Consider the following 21,694-nt stretch of genomic DNA (forward strand, 5'->3'; position numbering starts at 1 on the left):
TTATATCCCTCCCACGAAACGAGATTGGTTGAGGAGACGGTTGGGATCAATTGCTCGTTTGATGCCTTCGAGCAACGGGAAATAGGTCGGCGGCTTCCCCCAAACCTGAACGGTTTCGCGAACGGCTAGAGGAGCATGCGTAACAACAACATAGCCTCCAATAGCCTCCACTTGAGAACGGAGGCTATTGATGGAGGCGATGACATCTTCCTTAGCCCCACTTAGGCAAACGATGCAAAGGCCGTGCCCTAGTCCGCCTTGCGATTGTACCGTAAGCCCGTGCGCCTCTTCTAGGAGCTCAGCTTCTTTTAGGACATCGAACACGCGCAAATTTTTGACGCCGATTTTAAGCTTGACAGAAACGGCAGATGAGCTTTGCACTAACCGTTTGGACGAACCCATGCGCGCAACATTCTCCCAAAATGAGTGCGCATCTTTGCCTTCTTTCACGAGAATGTTCGTCTGGGCTGGCAACATGCGGCGAACGAATTTTTCTTGGTAGTCTACAGAAGGCTCGACGTCTTCAAAGGAAAGGGCAAGACCCAAGGTTCGTATTCCTGTCAGTTTTTCCATGATCGTGGCGTTCATGATTTCCAGAGCCACTGGTTCCAGCATGGAATCGAGCAATGACACAGCAAAGGACCGAACGTCTTCCATCTTTTCATTCGCAAACGGGATAAGAAGGAGCCGTTCATGCTTCGGTAGAGGTCGTAGCTTCATCGTGACTTCCGATATCACCCCAAGTGTGCCCATGGCTCCAATAAAAAGCTTATTCATATCATAGCCGGCCACATTTTTGACGACCTTGCCCCCCGTTCGAATGAGTCGCCCATCTGGATAAATAACTCTCAAGCCGATCACCTGATCCCTAGCTGAGCCATAACCAAGCCGTTTGGGACCGCTCTCATTGCTGGCAATGATCCCCCCAATCGTGGCCTCCTCGTCTGCCGGGAGGTCAAAGGCAAATTTTTGTTGGTGTTCTGCCAGGTACGCTTGTAATTCGTGAACGTTGGTTCCAGCCTTCACTGTGACGGTCATATCGCCAACGGTATGCTCGACAATCCCATGATAGTCCCTGAGAGACAGCAGCAAATCCGTAGACTTGGACGTGCCCCCGAACCCTCTTTTTGTCCCTGCCCCTTCGACGGTGACGTGCTGCTTTTGCTTTGTCGCAAAAGACAGCGTGCGGCAAATCTCCTCTTCTGTGGAGGGGCGCACGAGCACCTGCCCCTCATTTCCGAGTGCATCGCCTCGCTCTTCGGCTACCCCTACATAGCTAGCGGGGAGCGCTGACGATAATTCCGAGTAAAGCTCAGTAACGACCATTTCATCACCACCTCACTTTGTTTCCTAATAACGAACAGTATTTCCAATCATGATGAAAAAATAAAACTCTTTTCAAAAAAGAGCTATTTTTTGTTTCTGTCTAACATTAAACCATGTTGTCTAGACTTTTTCAATACAATTTTTCGATTTTTTGAAAATGGTGAATAGGTTCCTAATGACTGTTGGCCGTCGTCGCTCCCCGGTAACCGATCCGTTGCGAGATTTTCTCCCCTACAGAGATAATCAGCGGACTCAGATTTTGCAAACGCTCTCTCGTCATACGAATGGATGGTCCTGAAATACTAACGGCTGCCGTGATGTCGCCTTGATGGTCAAATATGGGAGCCGCAATGCAGGTGATGCCTTGCTCATTTTCTTCCATCTCATACCCATAGCCATGCAAACGTACGTTCTCTATCTCCTGCTCAAACGCTTCTTTTTCCACAATCGTTCGCTCCGTATGCCTTGGGAGCCCCTCCTTATCAATTAACTTCGCTCGTGTATCGGTTGGCAAATACGCGGAAATCACTTTCCCGACACTCGTACAATGAATCGGGGCCTTCCGACCAATTTTAGAATGTGTTCGTAGCGTTTCGTTTCCCTCTAGCTTTTCTATGTAAATCATATCCCCCTGGTCGTAGACAACAAGATGGACGACTTCATTCGTCGTGGCTTCAAGTTCTTCTAAAAAAGGTCTGGCCTCTCCTCTAAGGTCAATAGAATCCAACAAAATCGAACTTAATTCAAGAAACTTATAGCCGAGTCGATATTTCTTTGATTCCCTCTCTTGCTCGATGTAACCGTGTTCCGCAAGAGTGGCCAGTAGCTTATGGGTGGAACTTTTCGTTAACTCAAGCTTAGTGGCGAGCTCAGTTACGCCCACCCCTTGTTTGTACTTGCTCACATGGGCAATAATCTGTAACGCTCGGTCTACGGATTTTACCATCGTATCACTCCTCGGCTATATTGTAGCACACAAGTGGAGAGCGTTGTCTTTACGTTGTTCGCAACGAACAGGGAAAAGCGTTATAATAAGAAGAGACTTCATCCATCTTTTGAAGGAAGGTGTTCGTTGTGAGCGTGCCTAAACAAAGTTTATACACTCTTGAGGAATACAATGAGATGAGAGAACAATCCAACGATTTGCTTGAATATGTGGATGGTGTCGTCTACACGTCTCCCTCCCCTTCTACTGAGCATCAACGAATATCAGCAAAGCTGCATGTTCGTTTATTCAATGCTTTAAATGGCAAGCCATGCGAAGCACTGGCCGCTCCTTTTGATATTGTTTTGAAAAAGGAAGGCGTGGAAGGGAATCAAATAGTGATTCCTGATCTAACGGTGATCTGTGACGACGGCGGGCTAAATGAGAAGAACTACGTTGGCGTACCTGAAATGATTATTGAAATTCTCAGTCCCTCAAACCAGTCTCATGACCTTGTGCTTAAATTGAGACTATACCAAACATATGGAGTTAAAGAATATTGGATTGTTGACCCTTTGACGAACACCATTTTAGTTTACCGTTCAGACAAGACCTATCAAGTGGTGGAAAAAGGGACCGCTCAATCGGACGTCGTCAAGGGATTTGAGGTGGAGGTGGAGGAAATTTTCAGGGTGTGAGGGACTTCGAAATTTCACTTCCTTTCAAGGCACCACCTTTGACAGGAGATCGCTCTCCCGTATTGCCCCCACCTCGCCCTCACTACTATAATGGAGTAACAGTATAGAGGGGTGATGAGGCATGAATCAAAACGATATCGAAAAACAAGTGATTGAAAATTATCAGCGTGATGAAAATATGATGATTCTTGTGTTTGCCCAGTGGTGCGTGAATCACCAGTTGGAGGCCAAAGCACTATACAAACGAGCTCACCCTGACCAATCGGTGAACCCGGAGCTTGAGAAAACAATGGACGTCACCGTTTCGAAAGAAGAGGCTGGGGAGGTTCCCGATGAGACATTGCTTGGGGTACTTTCTCTATTTGGGAATAGTGATTTAGCCTTTGTTGTCAGCGAGGAGATCGAAAAAAGGAAGAGAGAATTGCGATGAGTGCTTCATTCAGACAGCTTGGTGTACGGTCGTTAACTCAAGCTCTACGACAACCGGACAATGATCACTCCCAAGGGTGTCAGCGTGAATGCTTGCGTCCTGGAGAGCGTCCTTGAGTTGGTTGGATACGAGGAAGTAATCAATGCGCCAGCCGATGTTGCGCTCCCTCACTTTCGCCATGTAAGACCACCATGTAAAGGCATCGTCCTTTTCTGGATAAAAGTGGCGAAATGTGTCCACGAAGCCACCGTCAAGCAACTGTTTGAATTTGCCCCGCTCTTGGTCGGTGAACCCGGCATTTCCGATGTTGGTCCGGTCATTGCGAACATCGATTTCTCGGTGAGCGACGTTCAAATCACCGCAGAAAACAACGGGCTTGTCCTCTTGCAGGGCAAGCAAGTAACGGCGCGCGGCTTCCTCCCATTCCATTCGGTACTCAAGGCGCGTGAGATCCCGCTTGGCGTTGGGCGTGTACATCGTTACCACATACATCTCCTCGAACTCGAGCGTAATCACCCGTCCCTCGTCATCAGGAAACGCCTCTCCTAGTCCGTGTTGAACGGAGATCGGTGACTGCTTGGTAAAGATGGCGGTGCCTGAATAGCCTTTTCTCTCCGCATAATTCCAATATTGTTCGTACCCAGGCAATTCAAGCTCGATTTGCCCTTCCTGCAGCTTCGTTTCCTGCAGGCAAAAAATGTCCGCGTCGACTTCGTGAAAATAATCGAGAAATCCTTTTTTTACACAGGCGCGGATGCCGTTAACATTCCATGAAACCAGTTTCATAAATCGTATTCCCCCTTTACCCTATGGATTCATTGTACGCTGCGCTAGTTACTGAGCGCAAATAAGGAGCGCAATGCCTTTTTGAGGCGTTGTGCTCCTCCCCTTGTCGTCAATTAGAACGAAGTCAGTTGAGGAATCGCTTCAGCAATTAGGCGGTAGGAGTGCAACCGGTCCTGAAAGGTTGGCGCGTGGGTAAGAATCATGAGCTCGTCCGCTTCGTAGAGTAAGGCAATTCTCTCTAGTTCAGTTTTAACGTCATCCTGATCCCCGACAATTGCAGCGGACTTCTCTTCTAGAATCGTTTCTCGCTCCGTCTCTGGCAGCGCCATCAAATAATCTTCTGCCTCCTGCTCTGTTGGAATCGATTGAAGCTGCTTTCCTTTATTCACACACGCTTGCCAGACTTGCACGCTACGATAGAGAGCGTGCGCACGATCACGCGTATCGGCGCAAAGGGCACTGACGGCAACCATGGTGTCACGCGGGGCACTTTCCCTTTGTTCTCTGTACCTGGCGACGACGTCTGGTCCATTCTCAGCCTTCATGAAGTGACCGTACGCATAGTTTGTTGCCGTTTTTGCCGCGAGTGTAGCGCTTTTCTTGCTCGTGCCAAGCATCCATACACTTGGCGATTGGAAGGGCACCGGACTCGCCTGCAAGCCAGAATACGTATGGCCTTCCGGGAAATCTTGACGGAAGAAGTGCATCAGCTCTTCGACTCGGGCGCCCATCGTGTGTACACGCTCGACAAAATTGCCAGAGAGTGCGATGGATGCTTCCGCGGAGCCACCGGGGGAGCGGCCAAGTCCAAGGTCGATGCGGTTCGGGAACAAATTCGCAAGCATATTAAACGTCTCCGCTACTTTATACGGGGCATAATGAGGAAGCAAAATCGCGCCGGCGCCGAGACGAATCGAATGGGTCTTCGCACCGATGTAGGCAAGCAACACTTCAGGAGCCGGGCAGAGTAGGCCAGAAAGGTCGTGATGCTCAGCAATCCAGTAGCGATGGTACCCAAAACTTTCAGCTGCCTGAGCAAGCTCCCCGCTTTCACTCAAGGCAACTTCATTCGTGGTGTGCGTTGAACGTGGGATTTGATCTAAAATACTTAGCCTCATCGGTAACCTTCTTTCTGTTGAACACTTTAGAATAAAGGTACCGCTTTTCGCGCTGTTTCGCAACGTTTTTGCACGATTCTTGTTGATGCAACAAGGCAGCCAATCCAAACGAGCGCCGTCTCATAACGAATGTGATACGGTGCAGGAACGTTAGGATATAGAGGAGGCGATCCCCTAGGTTTTTAAGTTAGCTCCAACAGTAAAAAGAGCGAGCCCCTGCAATTATGCAGGGGCTTTGGGGACAGTCTCGTGACGCTACAACATTTTCTTGTTGGCCCCTTCCTGCTTTTTGAGCAATGAAATCGCCTCTTTGTTCTTTTTCTGTAGTTTCGATGTAAAAGGCGAAGTGACGAAAGCTGGAAGCACGGCGTTTTTTACTTTTTTCGTTTTCTTTTTCACGATTCTCACACCCGCTCTTTGGTCTTTGTTACCCCTAGTGTATGTCCCGGTAAGTCATGCGGTGCACCTATTTGCTGTGTGAAAGACTACTCCTCTTCCTCTTTTTCGCCACCAGAAACAGAAAGCAAGTCGTAAATCGCTACGAGCGAAGCAAACAAGAGGGTATCAAATTCTGTTAGACGTTCGTCGGCCGTGAGCTTCAAGACGTGCCGTTCCCCCGCGAGAATGATGGGGATGAAGGCAACCTTTTCATTATCTGCATAGTAGATTTCCTGTCGTTCAAGCGTTGTGTTCATTGTGGCACGGTCATCATAGTGTTCAACGAGCTGCGCTTTCTCCTCCGAACTGGAAAATGGAAACACCCTTGCCTCCGTATCGGTTTTCTCTGCAAACTGGGTGATAATTTCTTTTACTCCCGTAATATATGCACGATGCCCCCCATAATAGACGTTAATGGGGTCATCTTTCAACAATCGATAAAAGGCTTTGAGCTTGTCTTGGTGGGTGTCTAGCAACTGATTGTTTTGCTCCAGGAGATGTCCCGTATCCACAGAAAAAATGTCTGAGCCGATTCGTTTTACGTAGGCACTTAAAAATACGAACGCGTCCACGATCACAAACAGAACGGCAACAATTAAATAGTGATGCCATCGTTCAAACAAACTTTCTGGATACACAGTCCATGTCAAACCGGCGCCTGCGGCAAAAAGCGTGTACCAGATTTTGCGGATCGCCCTGATTTTGCGTCGCACCATCTCCTCTTGCTTCCAATAAGCGAACACAAAACAGGCCAGAGCTAGGAGCACAACCCATACGAGCACCTGAAAAGTCAGCAGCATACAAATGGCCTCCTCATACAATGCTTGCTACAGTATATGAGGGAAGGTGCAAAAGTAGATTACGTTTCTTAGGACGTACATGGTCGAGCTTGGTCATTAAATGTCGTGAAAGGGAGAGACGAGAACAGAAATGCCAAGAACGATTGAAGAAACGCACTCTGCTGCTGCAAAAGGGTGGGTCTGTTCTTAAAAAAGGCGAGCACCTAATTGGTAGGTGCTCGCCTTGTTCCTTTCAGCTATTCGTTGGCCAGTCGCAGCAGTGCTTCTTTGAGCACGGCTGTTCCTGCCACACAGTCTTCAACCGATGTGAATTCCTCTGGGGAATGACTAATGCCTTTTACACTTTGCACAAAGAGCATTGCCGTTTTCTCTACATAGCGGCCGATAATCATCGCGTCGTGTCCAGCCCCGCTGACGAGCGATTGGCTTGAATAACCACAAGCCTCAGCCGTATCCGTGAGCAATTGCTGCATCGCAGGGGCCACAGGGACGGGGTCAATGCTTGTCAGCTCCTGGTGGGAGAAAGACAGGTTTCGCTGTGTGGCGATGGCCTCTCCCTCTTGGATAATGGCCGCAACCAAAGCGTCTCTTGACGCTTTTTGAATATCGCGAATATCGATCGTGAGCTCGGCTTTCCCGGGCACGACATTTGTGGAATTTGGCGTAAGTGCGTGCGTGCCCACCGTCGCCACAGCCGTATCGCTAAAGCGCTCGGGCAGCTCCTCGGTCGCAAGGGTGAGCGCGGCGGCTGCCGCTCCGGCGTCCCGGCGCTTTCCCATCGGTGTGTTGCCTGCATGATCGCTCGCGCCTGTAAACGCACAGAAGAGCCAGACCGGCCCAGCAATGCCTTTGATAACGCCTATCTGCGTCCCGGTCTCTTCCAGCTCGGTTCCTTGTTCAATGTGCAACTCCAAAAAGGCGTGAAGTTCCGCCGGATCGCGCTTGGCATCCTTGATTTGAAGAGGATCAAGACCACTGGCTTTCATGCCTTCGGCTAAGTTGACGCCATCGTCATCGACAAAGCGCTCAAGCGACGAGGGATCGACTTCCCCCATCATCGTCTGGCTGCCGAAGATGCCGGTGGGAAAGCGCGAGCCTTCCTCGTTTACGAAAACGAGCCATTCAAGTGCACGCTTATGGCTATGGCCTTCTTCAATGATCGACTCGATCGCTTGCAAGGAAGCAAGAACCCCAAGCGCGCCATCAAAGGCACCGCCGTTTTTCACGGAATCGATATGGGAGCCTGTCGCGACAGCAGGAAGTGTCGGGTCGCTGCCCTCCACCCGGCCGATGATGTTGCCTGCAGCGTCTTCACGGAGGGTAAGGCCTGCCTTTTCCGCCCATTTTTTAATGAGGGCTTTCGCTTGTTTCTCTTCCTCGGTATACACAAAGCGAGTCACGCCGTCATCTTCTGTGCGTCCAATTTGAGAAAGCGCGGTGAGCCGGGCAGCGAGGACATTTGGCTTGATCCCTTGCCTCGTGGGTGTTTTTTTGGCATCAAGGTTAAAGGCTTCGCGTTTGAATGACATGACGCACCTACTCTCGGGTTAGTTGAAAGGCTTTTGCGATCGAATCAAAAGACTGTTTTTGCTTTTCTGGATCATATAGATTGGTATGAAGCATGAGTTCATTCACTCCCGTCTTCTCAGCAAAAGCAAGCAGCTCCTCCTTGAGTGTCGCCGCGTCTCCTATGAATGAACCGCCAAGCTGCTCCATGACCATTTCTTTCTCGTGCGGGCTCCAAAGCTGGTCCATGTCTTCCACAGGAGGCGCAAGTTTGCCGCGACGGTTGCGGATCATCGAGAGAAATTGCTGATAAAGGGAAGAAGCCAAATACTGAGCCTCTTCGTTGGTTTCTCCTGCAATGGCATTAATCGCGACCATCGCGTACGGGTCGTCCAACACATTGGACGGGCGGAAGGAGTCGTAGTACACGTTTAACGCCGGGATCGTGTTCTTTGGAGAAAAATGTCCGGCAAAGGCAAACGGCAAGCCGAGCTGACCAGCAAGCTGAGCGCTAAAGCCGCTGGAGCCAAGAAGCCAAATCGGCACGTCCTCTCCCTCTCCGGGCACAGCTTTCACGCGCGGGCCCGTGGCTGTAGGGTGAAAATACTGCTGCAACTCATTCACAAGCTCTGGAAAGTCGTTGCCATCCTGGCCATGACGGCGCAACGCCTGTGCTGTTAGTTGGTCGGTGCCCGGCGCCCGCCCAAGCCCGAGATCAATGCGGTCAGGAAAAAGGGTCGACAGTGTGCCGAATTGCTCGGCAATCGCAAGCGGCGGGTGGTTTGGCAGCATGATGCCCCCCGACCCCACACGAATGCTTGATGTGTTCTCAGCGATGTGGCCAATCAAAACAGACGTGGCTGAGCTCGCGATGCCTTCCATATTATGATGCTCGGCCACCCAAAAGCGGTTGTAGCCGAGTTGTTCAACGTGACGAGCAAGCGCCAACGATTGCTCTAATGCGTCTTTCACCGTCGCTCCCTGGCGAACGGGTGCCAGGTTTAAAACGGAAAGACGTGGGTTTTTATGAAAAGTTGTCATAGATTCAGTCTCCCTCTCTGCACGTGAGTCATGTGCGTGCTTTTATTTTACCGAGCGCGTGTGGTGCAATCAACTCAGACGATTTGACAATCAGGGTGTCGATCCCTTAAAATGACTGATAGTCAGTCATAATGAACGGAGGGGGATTGATGGACAAGAATCAGCGGATGATTGAGGCAGCGATTGCCGTCTTCTCGGAGCTAGGTATTGAAAAGGCAAAAGTATCGGATATTGTCAAGCGGGCCGGGGTTGCCCAGGGAACCTTTTACTTATATTTCCCTTCAAAGCTAGCGGTCATGCCAGCAATTGCGGAAGTGATGGTGGACAAGATGATTCATGAAATTGAGGCTTCTGTTAAGCATCCTTCCTTCTACCAACAGCTTGAGGAGTTGGTCGATGTTATTTTTACATTAACAAGGGGCTATCGTGATATTTTTGCTTTGATTTATGCAGGACTTGCCTCAACCGAATATCTGAAGGAGTGGGAAGCCATCTATGCCCCGTACTACGCGTGGATGACGGCCTTTCTTGAGAACGGAAAAAGCGAGGGCGTGATTCGTCCTTCCGTGAACAGCGAGCGGACGGGGAAGCTGATCATCGGCTTGATTGAGTCGGCTGCCGAGCAAGTGTATTTGTATGACAGTACAGACACATGCGCGAGCACCCAAAAACAAGAGGTGCTTGATTTTTTAAGGCACGCCTTGGCTAGTCGCGCATGATTTGTCTATGGTTGCTTCTACAGTGATAAACAATACTCAGTTAAAGGAACGTGAAAACATGGGAAAAGAGAAGGAAAAGCAAGAGCTTGAGATACGAAACGTCACCTCTAGTCATACACAAGATTCAATCGACCTGTTAAACTACGTTTTTCAAGTCACCAACCAGGACCTATCCAAGGTTGGCGAAGGGCAAATGAATCGCTGGAAAAAGCCAATCATGGAATCATGCGACATTATTGGCTGGTTTTCTGGTGAAAAGCTAATCTCACAAATGGTCGTCTATCCGTTTAACGTCAATATTCATGGCAAACCCTTTAAGATGGGGGGCGTTACAGGCGTTGGTACGTACCCGGAATACGCAGGATACGGGTTAATGAACGATCTGATGAAGACGAGTCTCCTTCATATGAGAAAACGGGGTCAAACGATTTCCTACCTCTTCCCTTACTCGATTCCGTATTACAGGAAAAAGGGTTGGGAGATCATCTCGGATGTCATCACCTACACGGTCCGTGACACCCAGCTTCCTAAGCCGTATGAGCTCCCTGGTCATATGGAGCGGGTCGCAAATGACGATGCCGACATTAAAAAAGCGTACCAAGCCTTTTCTAAGAAAGTGAATGCCGCCATGATTCGAGGCGACCTCGCATGGGAAGAGCATTTTAAATGGGAAAAAGACGATTTGACGGCGTGCGTCTATTACGATGAATCCGGCGCGCCAACGGGCTATATGTTTTACAAAGTTGAAAACGAGACCTTCTATGTGAAGGAAATGATCTTTAACAATGAAGAAGCCAGGCGCGGCATTTGGAACTTTATTGGCGCGCACTTCTCTATGGTCTACCATGTGAAAGGCAAAATTTTTGCCAATGAGCCTCTCTCCTTCTTTCTTGAGGACGGGGAAATTGAGGAGAAAATCTCGCCTTACTATATGGCGCGTATTGTGGATGTTGAGGAGTTTCTCAAAGCCTTTCCCTTCACGAAACAAGCAAACGAAGGATTGACCCTCCGCGTGACGGACCCAATGCTTGAATGGAATACGGGGACGTTCTCGTTTCAATTTAACGAGAACCATCAAGCGCAGCCCACAGAGGATGAGCAGATTCATGTAGTTGAACTTGATGTGCAGACACTTGTAACACTGCTGCTTAACTACAAGCATGCCTCCGACTTAAAGGAGATTGGTCGCCTGAAGGCAACTGATGAGGCCGTACACTATATCGATTCGATCATTCCAAACAATCAGCCGTGGTTCTCGGATTATTTCTAATGGAGGGTTGACATCCCTCCTCCCCTGATGCTAGAGTATATCTCCTGCTTCTTAGACAGGGCGTAAACAGCCCGCTTGAAAAGTCAAGGAAGGTCAGGTATAATGGGGTTATAAACATCAGCGAACGAGTCATAGTGCTTGACGAAACGCTGATTTTTCATTAAACTATTAGTCAAAGATAGTCAAAGTCAAAAGCGGCAAAGCCTTGAGGATAGCCGCTTTATCAAAATTCTATTGGTCAGAGTTAGTCAAAAGACCATAGTCGAAACCGAGGAGGAATAAATCAATGAAATGTCAACATTGTCAAACTCGTGAGGCTGTCGTTTCCTTAAATATCGTACTTAACAATCAAAGCAAAAAAGTGAAGCTCTGTAAGGAATGTTACGAGCTCGTGCAGCAACCGGGCAATTCTTCTGGCTTTGGGAACTTTGATGATTTGATTAAGCAAATGTTTGCCGGGCAGCAGCCCCACTCTATGAATCAAGCACAGACGCAGCAACAGCCGCCGCAAAAGCAAGACGGATTTCTTGATCAGAACGGCCACAACTTAACACGCGATGCCGAGGCTGGTGAGATTGATCCTGTCATTGGTCGCGATGAGGAAGTGGAACGTGTGATTCAAGTGCTTAGTCGTCGAACAAAAAACAATCCGGTCCTTATTGGTGAAGCCGGTGTCGGAAAAACGGCGATTGCGGAAGGTCTCGCCCGCCGCATCGCGGAAGGCAACGTTCCTGCTAAATTAACAGGCAAGCAAGTCTATGCGGTTGATTTCTCGTCCCTTGTGGCCGGTACAAGCTACCGCGGACAGTTTGAAGAAAAAATGCAGGAGCTTGTCAAGGAAGTAAGCGAACGCGACGACGTCATCCTTTTTGTCGATGAGCTGCACATGATGGTTGGTGCTGGAGCGACCTCTGATGGCTCCATGGATGCTAGCAATATTTTGAAGCCGGCTCTTGCAAGAGGCGACATGCAGCTGATCGGTGCGACGACGCTTAGCGAGTACCGGAAGATTGAGAAAGACGCTGCGCTTGAACGCCGCTTCCAGCCGGTAACGGTGAAGGAGCCATCGCAGGATCAAGCCGTGGAAATTTTGAAAGGCCTTCGTTCTGTATACGAAGAGTATCACAACGTGAGCTACCCAGACGAAGTCCTAGAAGCGTGCGTGAATCTATCCGACCGCTATATTCAAGATCGTTTCTTGCCGGATAAGGCGATTGATCTTCTGGATGAAGTCGGTTCTCGCCATTCACTTGCAGAAGATCATGAAGACAAAGCGTCGATTGAAACGCGCGTGCGTGACGTGAGCAGACGAAAACAAGAAGCGACACAGCAAGAGCGCTATGAAGATGCCGCTTCCCTCCGCGACGAGGAAAATACCTTGAAGGCAAAGCTCGAAGAAGCCGCTTCACAAGTAGAACGTACAATTGTGAAGGTGGAAGATATTCAGGCGCTCATCGAGAAGCAAACCGGTATTCCGGTTCAAAAACTGCAAAAAGCCGAACAGGAGAAAATGAAAGATCTGTCCTCCACTCTTTCCGAGCATGTCATCGGACAAGAAGAGGCTGTAGACAAAGTGGCCAAGGCCGTGAAACGGAGCCGTGCTGGCCTTAAAGCAGGCAATCGTCCGATCAGCTTCCTATTCGTCGGTCCGACCGGCGTCGGGAAAACGGAACTGACGAAGCAGCTCGCCGCAGAAGTTTTTGGCGACGCGGAGTCGATGATTCGCCTCGACATGAGTGAGTTTATGGAACAACATTCCGTGTCCAAACTGATTGGTTCCCCTCCGGGCTATGTCGGTCATGAAGAAGGCGGTCAGCTAACGGAGCGCGTGCGCCGTAATCCTTACAGCATTGTCTTACTCGATGAAGTGGAAAAAGCGCACCCAGATGTGCAGCATATGTTCTTGCAGATCATGGAAGACGGTCGTCTTACCGATAGTCAAGGACGTGTCGTTAGCTTTAAAGACACGATCATCATCATGACGTCCAACGCAGGAGTTGGCATCCAAAAAGCATCTGTCGGCTTTACAACCGAACAAAGCAAAACGCTTGGCATTCTCGACAACTTACAAGACTACTTCAAGCCAGAATTTTTGAACCGTTTTGATGCATTGATTGAATTCAACCAGCTGTCTGAAGACAATCTTGTCGAAATCGTTAATGTGATGCTCGATGAACTTCACATTCGCCTGGGTGCCCAAGGCATTGAAATGGATGTAGCGGAAGACGCGAAGAAAAAACTCGCTGCCCTTGGCTATCACCCATCCTTCGGTGCCCGCCCTCTCCGCCGTGTCATTCAAGACACGATCGAGGACGACATCACGGACTTGATCATCAACGAGGAAACGGTGGCTCATGTTTCCGTCGAATTGATTGACGATGCCCTTGTTGTGAAAAACGTATAAGGTCGGTAACGGTAAGAGACAACGCGACTTCTCGCGTTGTCTCTTTTTATGTCATGACTTCAAACTGACTTTATTAGCTAAAATGACGTATGATTTAAGTAAGTTAGCTAATGAGGAGATGCGTTAAAAAATGAGAGTGTCTTCACCAAAGTGCAAAATAATTTCGGAAAATACTTGAAGTACGTGGAAGCCAACGAAGAAATTATTATAACAAAAAAATGGAAAATACGCGGCCGAAATCTTGCCCTGTGATGGCGAAAATTCTGTCACAGAAGAGCAACCTGAATATCGTTCTTCAATCGGTTGGGTGACTTATGAAGAATTTATGGAATTAACAGAGGAATCGGAACAGAGATTTGAATTAATTGACGGTGTCACCTACAATCTGGCCTCCCCTTCCTACAAACATCAACATGCGGTTAGCGAACTCCACGGACCTTTTTACAACTGGTTTAAAGGAACACCATGTATGCCGCTGACATCTCCGTTTGATGTGACTTTCTTTAAGAAGGAGAACAACATCTGTGTGGTCCAACCAGATATTGTGGTTATCTGCGACAAAGACAATGTAGACGAGCGAGACAAGTATAGGGGAACGCCGACCCTTGTGGTCGAAGTGTTATCCTCTTCCACGAGAAGCAAAGACATGTTGAAAAAGCTTGAGTTATATCAACAATGCGGTGTCAAAGAATACTGGATTGTCGATCCAATCAATGAACATATGTTGATCTATTTGCTGGAGGACAATGACATCATCAACAACAAAACCTATTCAAAACATGCCCGCCAAACAGCCCGCTCCGATGTATTTGAAGGACTGGAAGCGGACTTGCAGGAGGTGTTTGCTTTGATGGCGCTGGGTGATTATATTTCGCAGACAGACATGTAATGAGACCTGTCTCCTTTGCCCCCTGCGTCACAGCATCTTGTCGGACATTCTTGACCACTTCAAAAAACCACCGACGGATGTCTTCCGCCATCGGTGGGTCTCGCTTTTTTAAAACCTGACGACGGTTCTTCCCCGTACCTCCCCTTGCAGAATTTGCGCAAAGACTTGATCCAACTCTTCAAGCTCCACTTCCTGCACGACAGGTTCCAGCGCTGTAGGCTTGAGGTCATCGCCAAGTCGTTTCCACGCTCGAGTTCTCTCCTTCATTGGGCATGTAACGGAATCGATGCCCAGCCAGTTCACGCCGCGGCCAATAAACGGGAAGACGGTGGTTTGCACATCGGCCCCAGCTGTAAACCCGCTGGTCGCTACCGAGCCGCCCCGTTTTAGGGTGCTTAGGATATAGGAAAGCGTCTTCCCGCCCACAGGATCGACGGCTCCCGCCCATTTGGCTGTGCGCACGGTTTGTTCACCGTCGTCTTCAAGCTCGCTTCGATCGACGACATGTGTGGCTCCAAGTCCATATAGATAATCATGCTCCTCTTTCTTGCCGGTTCCGGCCGTAACTTCATAGCCAAGGCCAGCGAGCATATGAACGGCTAGGCTGCCTACGCCTCCGGTGGCTCCAGGAACAACGACGGGCCCCGCTTCTGGTGTCAGCCCGTTGTCTCCCAGGCGCTGAATCGAAAGCGCAGCAGTGAGGCCTGCGGTTCCGAGGGCCATCGCTTCTTGTAAGGTCAACCCGTCTGGAAGTGGAACGACCCAGTCTCCAGGTATGCTGGCCATTTCGCTATAGCCCCCGTGATGGCCGGTGCCGATGCGGTAGCTTGTCGCAATGACGGCCTCTCCTTCTTTGAAGCGTTCGTCCTCAGATTTGACGACCGTCCCGGCCAAGTCGATACCTGGGATGAGCGGAAAGAAGTCAGCCAGCTTTCCTTGTGTTGCGACTAAGGCGTCCTTGTAGTTCACGCTTGAATAGGAAACGGCGATGGTAACCTCTCCCTCTGAAAGCTGTTGAGGCTCCCACGTTTCGACTGCCGATTTTATGGTTTCTTCTTCCTTACGAATCACATACGCTTTAAAACTCATTGGTTCACTCCCCCTTTATAACAGTCCTCCACCTTTTGTTTTACCCCTTCTGAAATAGTTAAAACCTCACTTCTTCCGATGACGAAAATAGCGATTGCCAACGACTGCCTTTCTTGGTACGTTAAGTAGGAATGAAATAGAAGGAGGACGACGACATGCTCACCGATGCAGCCACGCGTGTGTACGCGGAAAAATTAGATGAGAACGACCCACTGAACGCTTACGCCTCTCTTTTCTATAAAGAGAAGCAAACGGTTTATGTTGACGGCAATTCCCTTGGACTTCTAAGCACGCTTGCAGAGGAAGCAACGCTTGCAATTCTCGAGTCGTGGAAACGCTATGGCATTGACGGCTGGACGGAAGGCGAGCATCCGTGGTTTACTCTATCCGAAAGCCTTGCATCGCAAATGGCGCCACTCCTCGGCGCTCATCGCGACGAAGTGATGGTCACCGGCTCGACGACCTCTAATTTGCACCAGCTACTGGCGACATTTTATAAGCCTGATAGCACTCGCACCAAAATCGTTGCCGATGAATTAAATTTCCCGACCGACCTTTACGCCCTGGATGCGCAGGTTCGCTTGCACCAGCTTGATCCGCAAGACCATTTACAGCTTATAAAAAGCCGGGACGGGCACACACTTGCAGAAGAGGACATTCTCGCTGCGATGACAGACGATGTGGCGGTTGTTATTCTCTCCTCCGTGCTTTACCGAAGTGGTCAGGTGCTTGACATGGCACGTTTAACGAAAGCGGCGCATGAGCGCGGCATTTTGATTGGCTTTGACCTCTGTCACTCGATCGGTTCTCTTCCCCACTCGCTATCCAAAGATGATGTCGATTTCGCGTTCTGGTGTTCCTACAAACACTTAAATGGCGGGCCTGGAAGCGTTGGGGGGTTATTCGTAAACAGACGCTTTCACAGCGAGCGACCGGGCCTTGCGGGCTGGTTTGGCTCCGATAAAGAGAAGCAGTTTGATTTGGCCACAAGCTTTACAAAGGCCGCGGGTGCAGGCGCCTATCAAATGGGGACACCACATGTGCTCTCTCTTGCGCCGCTCATCGGCTCGCTTGAACTGTTCTCAGAAGTGGGCATTGAAAACATTCGCAGAAAATCCTTGCAGCTGACCGACTATATGCTGACCTTGCTGTCGGAGTTTCCAGAAACTCGCCAGTTCAAAGTGATGAACCCGCGTTCCCACCGGGAAAGAGGGGCTCATGTGTACTTGGAGCATCCGGAAGCGGCTCGAATCTGCAAAGCGCTTAAAGCTCAGCACGTTATTCCTGATTTCCGCGCCCCAAGCGGCATACGAATGGCACCAGTGGCTCTCTACAATAGCTTTGTAGATGTTTGGGCATGCGTCCGTACGCTTGCTTGGATTATGCGCGAGGAAACCTATAAGAACTTTGATAATGAACGAGGAGTGATCGCGTAAATGGCCTGGATCGATATTACCCAACCGTTAAATGAAACGATTGCCCATTGGCCTGGGGACCGGGCATTTTCTTACACGCTTGAAGCAAGCAAGGAGGAAACAGGATCGGTCAACATTGGGTCGGTTTCCATGAGCCTGCATACAGGGACACATATCGATGCTCCGTTTCATTTTAATAGTGACGGAACACAAGTCCATGAACTTTCGCTTAAGACGTACATTGGTCCTGCCCGTGTGATTGAAGCGCTTGATGCCAAAGTCTTAAACGAAGACCTTTTCAGACGCTACTCCCTCTCAGGCGTCAAGCGCTTGCTAGTGAAAACGAAGCGGCAAGCAAACGCGCATCTGTTTCCGAAGGTGCTTCCGCCTGTGACAGAAGACGGCGCTCGCTATCTTTCTACGCTCGGGGTCTGTTTGCTCGGCGTGGACGTGCCGAGTGTGGATGAGCCCGAGAGCAAGACGTTGGATGGGCATCACGCGTTGGGTCGTGCCGGGGTGGCAATACTCGAAAACGCTCGTCTTGAGCATGTAGAACCTGGAGACTACGAGCTTATTGCTTTGCCGCTTTTGATTGAAGGAGCTGATGGTTCTCCCGTGCGTGCGGTACTGAAGTCGGCGGGCGGAGGTAATGAGCATGGCGAATAACCCGGACGATTTGACCGAAAATGTCTATACCGATTTTTCCGAGGCAATGAGCTATGGCGATTACTTACAGCTTGACTCCATTTTGCAAAGTCAGCGCCGCCTCTCTGGCCATCATGATGAGATGCTCTTTATTGTGATTCATCAGGTGAGTGAACTCTGGATGAAGCTGATGCTTCATGAAATCAACGGGGCTATATCCTCCATCAAAAAGGAAGACTTCCAGCCAGCCTTTAAGCAGCTCGCCCGGGTCTCGAAGGTGCAAGCGCAAATCATTCAAGCCTGGGATGTGCTCGCGACGATGACGCCTGCGGAATACGCAGAGTTTCGCGACTCCCTTGGGCAGGCGTCCGGCTTCCAGTCGTACCAGCACCGGCAGCTCGAATTCGCGCTTGGCAAGAAGACCCCACATATTCTGCGCATCTATGAGCATAACAAGGAGTTGCACCAGGTTCTGCATGAGGCTTATCATGCCCCGAGCCTTTATGACGCGACGATCCAAGCTCTCGCTAAACGCGGGCTTCCCATTGATAAAGCCGTGCTGCACCGAGATGTTACCATTACACATGAAGCGAACGAGTCTGTTCAGCACGCGTGGGAAACGGTTTATAGTGACGTGAACCGCTACTGGAATTTGTATCAACTTGCAGAAAAGCTCGTGGACCTAGAAGACTGGCACCAGCAGTGGCGTTTTCGACACATGAAAACGGTGGAGCGCATTATTGGCCATAAAAAGGGCACGGGCGGTTCGAGCGGGGTCGGTTACTTGCAGCATGTGCTCAAAGACCGCTTCTTCCCAGAGTTATGGGATGTGCGGACAACCCTTTAATCAAAAAGGTCGTAAATCAAATATAGGAGGCATTTGACCATGAAAGAACAATGGTCTTCAAAGCTCGGTTTTATTCTCGCCTCGGCTGGCGCGGCAGTTGGACTTGGTGCGCTCTGGCGCTTTCCTTACCTAACGGGAACCAACGGTGGCGGGGCGTTCTTTTTTCTTTTTATTGTTTTTACACTGCTCATTGGCTTGCCGATGTTGATCAGCGAATTCGTCATTGGAAGAGGCTCCAAAAAAGAGGCGGCCTCCGCTTATAAAGCGCTGGTCCCTCGTGGCCTCTGGCGATGGATTGGACGCTTCGGCGTGCTCGGCTCCTTTTTGTTGCTGACGTTTTATGCTGTGGTCGGTGGTTGGATCATGATCTATACGATTCTCTCAATCGCCGGTTTCATTTTACAGAATGGCGGGGATTACGGGGAATTGTTCGGGATGATTACAGCGGATCCGTGGCTGACGCTTCTCGGTTTTGCCTTGTTCATTGCTCTAAACGTTGTGGTCCTTTCTTTCGGCATTCAAAAAGGAATTGAGCGTGCCAACAAGTACCTCATGCCTCTGCTCTTCTTCTTTTTAATTATTTTAATTGGTCGGGCACTGACGCTTGAAGGTGCCATGGAGGGTGTACGATTTCTCCTCTATCCGGATTTCTCACAGATCACCACAAGTGGTTTACTCGAGGCGCTGGGGCACTCGTTCTTTTCGCTAGCCGTCGGTTTTTCCTGCATGGTGACCTACAGTTCCTATCTTGGGAAGGCGCAGAACTTGCCACAATCGGCCTCCTTTATTGCGGGAATGAATATTGTCATTTCTTTGCTTGCGGGGCTTGCGATCTTCCCGATTGTGTTTGCGTTCGGCCTAGAACCAGAGAGCGGGCCAGGACTTCTCTTTATTGCCCTTCCGACGGTGTTCTCACAAATGCCGCTGGGTGGCTTGTTTTTAAGCCTGTTCTTGTTGCTCTTTTTGTTTGCGACGCTGACGTCCTCCTTTAGCCTGCTGGAAATTATCGTTTCTGCGTTCACGCAGGCAAAACCCTATAAGAGGCGCAATGTCTCCATGGTTGCTGGTTTCGCGCTGCTGATTGCCGGCACGCCTGCCGCTCTTTCCTCAGGGGTTCTGGCTCATATTCAGTGGTTCGACCGTTCGATTTTTGACTTGACGGACTTTGTGGTCTCCAACTTGATGCTGCCGATTGGCTGCTTTGCGATTGCCCTTTTTGTCGGCTTTAAGATGAACAGAGAGCTTATCCATGAGCAATATCTCCTCTCTACCGGCAGATGGAGCACCTCAACGTATACGCTTTGGCATCGATTAATGCAAACGCTCGTTCCACTAACGATCGGCCTTGTTTTTATTTTGCAGTTTGTGTTGTAAGCAAAGCGATGAACAAAAGCCCAATTTTTCTTATGGAGAAATTGGGCTTTTGCATGGGCGTTCTCGTACATGAACGCTCATATTTGACAACGAAAAAAGTTCCTCAACGCACTTGTAATGATTGTCTTTGCTGCTGTTGGCGTGCTATTAAGTTTTATTTTTCGGGAAAAAGCGCGTTTGCCTGCCGATTCGAAGTTACACCTGCTAATATCGTAAAATTACATGCTGATTTCAAATAATACCTGCCACTTCCCTCGGATACATGCCCCCCTGATTTACCAGCTGCAGTTGGTGCGTTATAAGCTAGAGATTGCGTATTCCTGCTAGCTCCCACTATACTTCACAAAAAAACCGATCATGACGTTTTGTACTAGTGGAACTAGGAATTAACTCCATTTTGAAACGTTCCTTGGTTGGTGCGCTTCGAGCTTTGCGATGAGCGTCTCTGGAGTTTTTTCCGTGATAATGAAGTCGCGATAAGTCGAACGCATGAAGCCTTCGTTAATCGTGTGGTCAAGCATCGCAAGCAGTGGATTGTAAAAGTCATTGATGTTCAAAAAACTGCATGGCTTTTCATGATAGCCAATCTGCGCCCACGTGAAGACTTCGAACCACTCTTCAAGCGTTCCTGCTCCCCCGGGAAGGGCAATAAAGGCATCCGAGAGGTCGGCCATCATCGCCTTTCGCTCATGCATCGTTTTGACGACGTGAAGCTCGCTTACTTGATGGTGGGCAATCTCTACGTTCCTCAGTTTCTCTGGGATGACGCCAATCACGCGCCCTCCGGCTCGCAGGCAAGCATCCGCAATCGCTCCCATACACCCTACTTGAGCGCCGCCATAAACAAGCGTGATGTTCATCTCTGCTAGATAGGCCCCTAGCCTCTGGGCCTCTTTTACATACAATGGATGATTCCCTTCGCTTGAGCCGCAAAAAACGGCTACTGAGTCTAGTTTACTCATCATCAATGCTCCCCTCTCCTTTTCTCTGTACCCTATTAGGATACCAGAGAACAGACGACAGTGGCGGGTTATTTACAGGGTACGCGGGTGGATAAAGGTTGATGTAATTTGGTGAATCTCCAAAGGACTTTTAAGAATGAAATTTTTTCGCGGAGAACGCCGAGAGAGCCCTCGAACGCCGAGAGAGAGCCTCGGAACGTCGAGAGAGAGCCTCGGAACGCCAAAATCCTCTCTTGAATCTTAAAGATAGGGTTTTTATGGGATTTGTTTGCAAGAGCAATGGCACTTGCACGGGCAAGCCCCCCTTACATAAGCAATAAACCACCGAACTTAAGCCCTGAATTTCGAAACATAGCGGCTGTTGGCCTCAAAGAATCGCCACGGGTAGTGCTTGGACTCCCCTGCACCTCCAATCCCGATACGGGGGCTGGAGTTCACCGTCAAGTTTTCTTCCCCTCTGGCGATATAAAGCGGGCGCTCTTGCAGCGAAAGGTCGTAATGCTGCATGGTAATCCCCATGGCTTTCGTAAGCTTACCTGGCCCATCGGAAAAGTGACGCACGTGAGCTGGCAGTCCTCGCAACCTCTCCATTGCCTCGATGCCATGAAGTGGTTCTACCGCGCGGATGAGAACGGCTTCCGCTTGTCCTTTTGGCTCACAAACAACGTTAAGCAGGCAGTGGGTATGCATAACATAAGTGTAGGCATGTCCAGGTTCGCCGTAGAGAACGCGGGTGCGGTTGGTTCGTCTCCTTCCGTAACTATGGCAAGCTCGGTCGAGGGTGCCAAGATAGGCTTCTGTTTCCGTAATTTTTGCTACAAGTGTCTCTTCACCCACCTCGTGCACAAGCCACTGGCCGATCAGCCCCTTGGCGATCGCCAGTGTGGATTGTGAATAAAAGAGATCAGGCAATGCCTCCAGTTTCGGCTTTGCTTCGGTTTGCAACGGACCATCCTTCCTTTCTAAGCTGCCGTATGGGAATCTGCATTCCTCCTCAGCTTCTTTCCACTCC

The 21,694-nt window shown here is 49.6% G+C and carries 21 protein-coding genes; 10 read left to right on the forward strand and 11 right to left on the reverse strand.

Going from position 1 to position 21,694, the window contains the following annotated elements:
* Both AVZ68_RS16700 and AVZ68_RS16705 read right to left on the reverse strand, forming a co-directional pair.
* Entirely contained in the window at positions 1-1,326 is a 1,326-nt protein-coding gene (locus tag AVZ68_RS16700) for an FAD-binding oxidoreductase (protein ID WP_059105720.1), read from the reverse strand.
* Positions 1,327-1,498: 172 nt separating this feature from the next.
* On the reverse strand, positions 1,499-2,272 hold the full coding sequence (locus AVZ68_RS16705; protein ID WP_059105721.1) for an IclR family transcriptional regulator: 774 nt from the start codon (positions 2,270-2,272) through the stop codon (positions 1,499-1,501).
* Positions 2,273-2,400: 128 nt separating this feature from the next.
* On the opposite strand from AVZ68_RS16705, the gene AVZ68_RS16710 reads away from it, so the two are divergent.
* The gene (locus tag AVZ68_RS16710) at positions 2,401-2,949 is read left to right on the forward strand and encodes a Uma2 family endonuclease (RefSeq protein WP_059105722.1); all 549 of its coding nucleotides are present in this window, start codon (positions 2,401-2,403) and stop codon (positions 2,947-2,949) included.
* A 121-nt stretch (positions 2,950-3,070) separates the two neighbouring features.
* Entirely contained in the window at positions 3,071-3,379 is a 309-nt protein-coding gene (gene yxiS, locus AVZ68_RS16715) for a protein YxiS (RefSeq protein WP_059105723.1), read from the forward strand.
* A 9-nt stretch (positions 3,380-3,388) separates the two neighbouring features.
* Here yxiS and AVZ68_RS16720 read toward each other — a convergent pair whose 3' ends face one another.
* The 6 genes from AVZ68_RS16720 to AVZ68_RS16740 all read right to left on the reverse strand — a co-directional run bounded on the left by AVZ68_RS16720 (position 3,389) and on the right by AVZ68_RS16740 (position 9,068).
* Positions 3,389-4,165 (reverse strand): exodeoxyribonuclease III, encoded by a 777-nt coding sequence (locus AVZ68_RS16720; RefSeq protein WP_059105724.1) that lies wholly within the window; start codon positions 4,163-4,165, stop codon positions 3,389-3,391.
* 113 nt (positions 4,166-4,278) lie between these two features.
* On the reverse strand, positions 4,279-5,283 hold the full coding sequence (locus tag AVZ68_RS16725) for an LLM class flavin-dependent oxidoreductase (RefSeq protein ID WP_059105725.1): 1,005 nt from the start codon (positions 5,281-5,283) through the stop codon (positions 4,279-4,281).
* A gap of 255 nt (positions 5,284-5,538) precedes the next feature.
* Positions 5,539-5,682, reverse strand: a complete 144-nt coding sequence (locus AVZ68_RS20340) for a hypothetical protein (protein WP_157404690.1) — start codon at positions 5,680-5,682, stop codon at positions 5,539-5,541.
* 86 nt (positions 5,683-5,768) lie between these two features.
* Positions 5,769-6,521 carry a type II toxin-antitoxin system SpoIISA family toxin gene (locus AVZ68_RS16730; RefSeq protein WP_059105726.1) on the reverse strand — a complete coding sequence of 251 codons (753 nt, stop codon included), beginning with the start codon at positions 6,519-6,521 and terminating at the stop codon, positions 5,769-5,771.
* Between the two features lie 236 nt (positions 6,522-6,757).
* The gene (locus tag AVZ68_RS16735; RefSeq protein ID WP_059105727.1) at positions 6,758-8,050 is read right to left on the reverse strand and encodes a Zn-dependent hydrolase; all 1,293 of its coding nucleotides are present in this window, start codon (positions 8,048-8,050) and stop codon (positions 6,758-6,760) included.
* A 7-nt stretch (positions 8,051-8,057) separates the two neighbouring features.
* Positions 8,058-9,068 (reverse strand): LLM class flavin-dependent oxidoreductase, encoded by a 1,011-nt coding sequence (locus AVZ68_RS16740; protein ID WP_059105728.1) that lies wholly within the window; start codon positions 9,066-9,068, stop codon positions 8,058-8,060.
* Positions 9,069-9,214: 146 nt separating this feature from the next.
* On the opposite strand from AVZ68_RS16740, the gene AVZ68_RS16745 reads away from it, so the two are divergent.
* From AVZ68_RS16745 to AVZ68_RS16760, 4 genes are all read left to right on the forward strand, one after another.
* On the forward strand, positions 9,215-9,787 hold the full coding sequence (locus AVZ68_RS16745; protein ID WP_082676732.1) for a TetR/AcrR family transcriptional regulator: 573 nt from the start codon (positions 9,215-9,217) through the stop codon (positions 9,785-9,787).
* A gap of 58 nt (positions 9,788-9,845) precedes the next feature.
* Positions 9,846-11,057 (forward strand): GNAT family N-acetyltransferase, encoded by a 1,212-nt coding sequence (locus AVZ68_RS16750; protein WP_059105730.1) that lies wholly within the window; start codon positions 9,846-9,848, stop codon positions 11,055-11,057.
* Between the two features lie 286 nt (positions 11,058-11,343).
* On the forward strand, positions 11,344-13,461 hold the full coding sequence (locus tag AVZ68_RS16755) for an ATP-dependent Clp protease ATP-binding subunit (RefSeq protein ID WP_059105731.1): 2,118 nt from the start codon (positions 11,344-11,346) through the stop codon (positions 13,459-13,461).
* Between the two features lie 241 nt (positions 13,462-13,702).
* Positions 13,703-14,350 carry a Uma2 family endonuclease gene (locus AVZ68_RS16760; RefSeq protein ID WP_245628164.1) on the forward strand — a complete coding sequence of 216 codons (648 nt, stop codon included), beginning with the start codon at positions 13,703-13,705 and terminating at the stop codon, positions 14,348-14,350.
* Positions 14,351-14,458: 108 nt separating this feature from the next.
* Here the strand turns inward: AVZ68_RS16760 and AVZ68_RS16765 are convergent, their stop codons facing one another.
* Positions 14,459-15,439: an acrylyl-CoA reductase family protein gene (locus AVZ68_RS16765; protein ID WP_059105732.1), complete on the reverse strand. Its 981-nt coding sequence runs from the start codon at positions 15,437-15,439 to the stop codon at positions 14,459-14,461.
* 155 nt (positions 15,440-15,594) lie between these two features.
* Here AVZ68_RS16765 and kynU point away from each other — a divergent pair, with 155 nt between their 5' ends.
* From kynU to AVZ68_RS16785, 4 genes are read left to right on the forward strand one after another with little or no spacing between them, the layout of a single operon-like run.
* Entirely contained in the window at positions 15,595-16,875 is a 1,281-nt protein-coding gene (gene kynU, locus AVZ68_RS16770; RefSeq protein WP_059105733.1) for a kynureninase, read from the forward strand.
* A complete protein-coding gene (gene kynB / locus AVZ68_RS16775) occupies positions 16,876-17,520 on the forward strand; it encodes an arylformamidase (protein ID WP_059105734.1) in 645 nt (214 codons plus the stop codon).
* The gene (kynA, locus tag AVZ68_RS16780) at positions 17,510-18,346 is read left to right on the forward strand and encodes a tryptophan 2,3-dioxygenase (RefSeq protein ID WP_059105735.1); all 837 of its coding nucleotides are present in this window, start codon (positions 17,510-17,512) and stop codon (positions 18,344-18,346) included. The genes kynB and kynA overlap by 11 nt, the downstream gene beginning before the upstream one ends.
* Positions 18,347-18,385: 39 nt before the next feature.
* Positions 18,386-19,720, forward strand: a complete 1,335-nt coding sequence (locus AVZ68_RS16785) for a sodium-dependent transporter (protein ID WP_059105736.1) — start codon at positions 18,386-18,388, stop codon at positions 19,718-19,720.
* A 386-nt stretch (positions 19,721-20,106) separates the two neighbouring features.
* Here the strand turns inward: AVZ68_RS16785 and AVZ68_RS16790 are convergent, their stop codons facing one another.
* Both AVZ68_RS16790 and AVZ68_RS16795 read right to left on the reverse strand, forming a co-directional pair.
* Complete coding sequence (locus AVZ68_RS16790) at positions 20,107-20,682, reverse strand: LOG family protein (RefSeq protein ID WP_059105743.1); 576 nt, start codon at positions 20,680-20,682, stop codon at positions 20,107-20,109.
* A gap of 330 nt (positions 20,683-21,012) precedes the next feature.
* A complete protein-coding gene (locus tag AVZ68_RS16795; RefSeq protein ID WP_245628165.1) occupies positions 21,013-21,627 on the reverse strand; it encodes a DNA-3-methyladenine glycosylase in 615 nt (204 codons plus the stop codon).
* Positions 21,628-21,694: the final 67 nt, after the last annotated feature.

This window comes from Shouchella shacheensis (assembly GCF_001484965.1).
Taxonomy (GTDB): Bacteria; Bacillota; Bacilli; order Bacillales; family Bacillaceae_D; genus Shouchella; species Shouchella shacheensis.

Coding starts and splice junctions, on each gene's coding strand:
- AVZ68_RS16740 (WP_059105728.1), bottom strand. CDS start 9,068: ATGACAACTTTTCATAAAAACCCACGTCTTTCCGTTTTAAACCTGGCA.
- kynA (WP_059105735.1), top strand. CDS start 17,510: ATGGCGAATAACCCGGACGATTTGACCGAAAATGTCTATACCGATTTT.
- yxiS (WP_059105723.1), top strand. CDS start 3,071: ATGAATCAAAACGATATCGAAAAACAAGTGATTGAAAATTATCAGCGT.
- AVZ68_RS16725 (WP_059105725.1), bottom strand. CDS start 5,283: ATGAGGCTAAGTATTTTAGATCAAATCCCACGTTCAACGCACACCACG.
- AVZ68_RS16700 (WP_059105720.1), bottom strand. CDS start 1,326: ATGGTCGTTACTGAGCTTTACTCGGAATTATCGTCAGCGCTCCCCGCT.
- AVZ68_RS16755 (WP_059105731.1), top strand. CDS start 11,344: ATGAAATGTCAACATTGTCAAACTCGTGAGGCTGTCGTTTCCTTAAAT.
- AVZ68_RS16730 (WP_059105726.1), bottom strand. CDS start 6,521: ATGCTGCTGACTTTTCAGGTGCTCGTATGGGTTGTGCTCCTAGCTCTG.
- AVZ68_RS16720 (WP_059105724.1), bottom strand. CDS start 4,165: ATGAAACTGGTTTCATGGAATGTTAACGGCATCCGCGCCTGTGTAAAA.
- kynB (WP_059105734.1), top strand. CDS start 16,876: ATGGCCTGGATCGATATTACCCAACCGTTAAATGAAACGATTGCCCAT.
- AVZ68_RS16790 (WP_059105743.1), bottom strand. CDS start 20,682: ATGAGTAAACTAGACTCAGTAGCCGTTTTTTGCGGCTCAAGCGAAGGG.
- AVZ68_RS16765 (WP_059105732.1), bottom strand. CDS start 15,439: ATGAGTTTTAAAGCGTATGTGATTCGTAAGGAAGAAGAAACCATAAAA.
- AVZ68_RS16785 (WP_059105736.1), top strand. CDS start 18,386: ATGAAAGAACAATGGTCTTCAAAGCTCGGTTTTATTCTCGCCTCGGCT.
- AVZ68_RS16705 (WP_059105721.1), bottom strand. CDS start 2,272: ATGGTAAAATCCGTAGACCGAGCGTTACAGATTATTGCCCATGTGAGC.
- AVZ68_RS16750 (WP_059105730.1), top strand. CDS start 9,846: ATGGGAAAAGAGAAGGAAAAGCAAGAGCTTGAGATACGAAACGTCACC.
- AVZ68_RS16735 (WP_059105727.1), bottom strand. CDS start 8,050: ATGTCATTCAAACGCGAAGCCTTTAACCTTGATGCCAAAAAAACACCC.
- kynU (WP_059105733.1), top strand. CDS start 15,595: ATGCTCACCGATGCAGCCACGCGTGTGTACGCGGAAAAATTAGATGAG.